The organism is Paenibacillus validus NBRC 15382 (genome assembly GCF_004000985.1).
GTDB lineage: Bacteria > Bacillota > Bacilli > Paenibacillales > NBRC-103111 > Paenibacillus_G > Paenibacillus_G validus.
In genome coordinates this window covers 1-2,711 of sequence record NZ_BIMH01000108.1, presented here as the reverse complement: position 1 = coordinate 2,711, position 2,711 = coordinate 1, and the positions used below count along the sequence as shown (strand labels likewise).

Below are 2,711 nucleotides of genomic sequence, written 5' to 3'. Positions count from 1 at the left end.
TTTTACCATAATTTCTTCCGGGAACATGATGCCGGAGAATTAACCGTGATCTTTTACGGGCTGGATAACATTTGGGGCTATTTGCTGAAACCTGGGAATCCGCACGGCGTTCATTTTGAGAGGCCTGCGATGCTATCCACAGGTCAGCCTGCCTGCTCGTTTGAATTCGAAAAGCTGAACACCAACTATTAAAAAACATGATATAATAGGAGAACGCTAGAGGGGGTAACATAAAGATGAACCTGTTCCTATCTGGGCTATTTTTGAAGTAATAAGTCTAGGTGAATTCGGCAACTTTGTTTCTTGTGATAAATCCTTGAACCTGCTGGCATACAGAATATCTCCTTCAATACAATAGTCGACTATTTGATTTTGGTAGTGTACTTGCAAAAAAATCTCAAGACGCCAAAACTCGACTTGTTAAAGGTAGTGTCACGCTTTGAAAGCATTATTAACAACTTTCGAAACCAGATTCCCACTAATGTATACAACCTAATTCTTTACACGGACACAAGAAACAAGATAAATTTACTTAAAGCATTTATCCGCCTTTAGCTTCTTCCATAGTTTGGCTGGGAAGTGTATAGTATATATACGGAATAGCGGTGGATGTCTTCGGACTACACCTAAGGGAATTGGATGAGTCCAATTCCCTTTTCATTTTTTCAAACTGCAATCTCGTTTTTATTAACAATAACTTCCACTCCACGCTTTACCACTATTCGTGATACGGTTCACAATATACCACTCTGCAACTTTTCTCTGCAATTTCAAGCCGTCTTGGGTCAGCTGTTTCCGAAATACCGTGACATCTTCGCCTGATCGAATACAAAAAGCCGCAAGCCCCCAATTATTGAAGGCCCACGGCTCTCGATACTAACCGTTATCTAATCTCTTGAAGTCTGCGTATTGCAGGCAATGGATTATTGCAAGTCAGAAGCGTGACCCCGCAATCGAGCGCATATGCCACCTGCTCCTCCGTATCGGGGCAATAGCACCAGGGAAGAAGCCCCTTTTCTTGAAAAGCCTTCACTCTCTCGGCGGTCAACAAGAGCATCGGGAAGGCAATCGCCCACATTTTCGAATAAGTCCCCTGTTCGCCCGGGTCGAAATTGTACATCTCGTCCGCCATGAAGCCTTGTGTCTTCACGTTGTACGTATCATGAAGATAAGCAATGACGGCTGCGTCGAAGCAGGTGAATACACAGCGGGGTAAGTACCCGCGTTCCTTCAGCATCCCCATGGCTTGATCCACCACTTGTTTGGCATGAGGGCTTGACTTCACCTCCACGTTCAGCAGCAGCTCCGGATAAGGTTCGATCAAATCGCATAGTTCCTCGAAGCTTGGTATTTTCAGGCCCTCGAACACTTTGCCGAACCATCCGCCGGCGTCCAATTGTCTCAGCTCCGCCCAGGTGTAATCGCCGACCGGACCCGAGCCGTTTGTCGTACGATCCACGGTCTCATCATGAATCACAACGACAACGTTGTCCTTCGTCAGGCGCAAATCGAATTCCAGCATACCGACGCCCGCCTCCAGAGCTTTCTGAAAGGCCAGCGAATGGATCCATGGAAGTGAGAAGAAATGAGAGCCTTGCTCTTATTCGCCTATGGCATCGTTGAATCCATCGATGAACTGGAAGCATTCTATACCCATATTTTTAACGGCAATCCGCCATCGTCTGCACGGTTACTAGAAGGAATGGATCGTTATCGGAGCATCGGCATCAACGACCCTCTAGGGAGCGTTACGCTGAGGCAGGCATCTGCGTTGGAGCGCCGTTTGGCTCATCTTGGCATTCAAATCTTCGTCGCCTGCAAGCATACGGAGCCTCTAGTAGAAGAGGCGGTAAGCCAAATCGTGAAGATGAATGCGGAGCGGTTATATGCCTTATCGCTTGCCCCTCTTTATACAAGGACGGGAACCGGCGCGCGGCTTGTCGTCTAGGACTTGATTATGTGCGCACGGAGTTCTTGAACGATTCCGATGAGTTCATGGAAGCGGCGGCAAACTGGATTGAACAGCGCGTTGAACCATAAATAGGGGCTATCCCCGAAGCCAGGAATATGGCTTGGGACAGCCCCGCGTCTGTAACCAATAACCGATTACGGCTGCCCGGCTACATTTCTATTCGGTTCCGCTTGTACCTTTGGTTTGGCTGTCAGCAGCTCGCTGCCTTTCGCCGAGACGTAGCCTAGAAGGGCGCCCACGATTAACCCAACGGCACTGCCCGTAAAATTTAATCCGGTTCCGAAGTAGGTGGCCGTTCCAAGAAATACGCCCGGGACGTACGATAAAATAGCGGCCTTCGATACCAGACACATGACGCCGGCAACGATGCCTAACGCCACACCTAAGGCGACGGTTGATTCCAAACCTGCGGAAGAGGTGATGACATTCGAAAACTGGATGATCAGGAACCCCCAAACGACACCGCTAAAGTTCGTAATCAACGTCGTTTGCAATCCTTTCCCTCCGCCGCCTGCGGCAAAAAAGCATGCCCATGATACGAAGGCCGCAAACGTAACCCATCCCCACATGATGCTCAAGGAAGTCCACACGCCTGCCAAAACTGCGACCACGACCGCTAATGCGATCCGTGCCGGCATATCATCACCCCATCATCATTCATAATGATGAATCAAATAAGACTTACGCAATTTTATTAGCGCTCGCGATCATCTTCGCCAGTTCGCAATGGCGCAGCTTT

4 protein-coding genes are annotated in these 2,711 nt (G+C 48.7%); 2 read left to right on the top strand and 2 right to left on the bottom strand.

Annotation, left to right across the window (positions count from 1 at the left end):
* Positions 1-192, top strand: a 192-nt coding sequence (locus PVA01S_RS26935) for a hypothetical protein (protein ID WP_218029676.1), incomplete at its 5' end; no start/stop codon positions are given.
* Positions 193-883: 691 nt separating this feature from the next.
* Here PVA01S_RS26935 and PVA01S_RS26245 read toward each other — a convergent pair.
* Complete coding sequence (locus PVA01S_RS26245; RefSeq protein WP_280531835.1) at positions 884-1,558, bottom strand: glycerophosphodiester phosphodiesterase family protein; 675 nt, start codon at positions 1,556-1,558, stop codon at positions 884-886.
* A gap of 27 nt (positions 1,559-1,585) precedes the next feature.
* Here PVA01S_RS26245 and PVA01S_RS26240 point away from each other — a divergent pair, with 27 nt between their 5' ends.
* Positions 1,586-1,948, top strand: a complete 363-nt coding sequence (locus tag PVA01S_RS26240) for a ferrochelatase (protein WP_127610820.1) — start codon at positions 1,586-1,588, stop codon at positions 1,946-1,948.
* 158 nt (positions 1,949-2,106) lie between these two features.
* On the opposite strand, the gene PVA01S_RS26235 is transcribed toward PVA01S_RS26240, so the two are convergent.
* On the bottom strand, positions 2,107-2,610 hold the full coding sequence (locus PVA01S_RS26235) for a DUF1097 domain-containing protein (RefSeq protein WP_127610819.1): 504 nt from the start codon (positions 2,608-2,610) through the stop codon (positions 2,107-2,109).
* Positions 2,611-2,711: the final 101 nt, after the last annotated feature.

Excerpts from the sequence above, each read along its gene's own strand:
- PVA01S_RS26235 (WP_127610819.1), bottom strand. The coding sequence starts at position 2,610 with ATGCCGGCACGGATCGCATTAGCGGTCGTGGTCGCAGTTTTGGCAGGC.
- PVA01S_RS26240 (WP_127610820.1), top strand. The coding sequence starts at position 1,586 with ATGAGAGCCTTGCTCTTATTCGCCTATGGCATCGTTGAATCCATCGAT.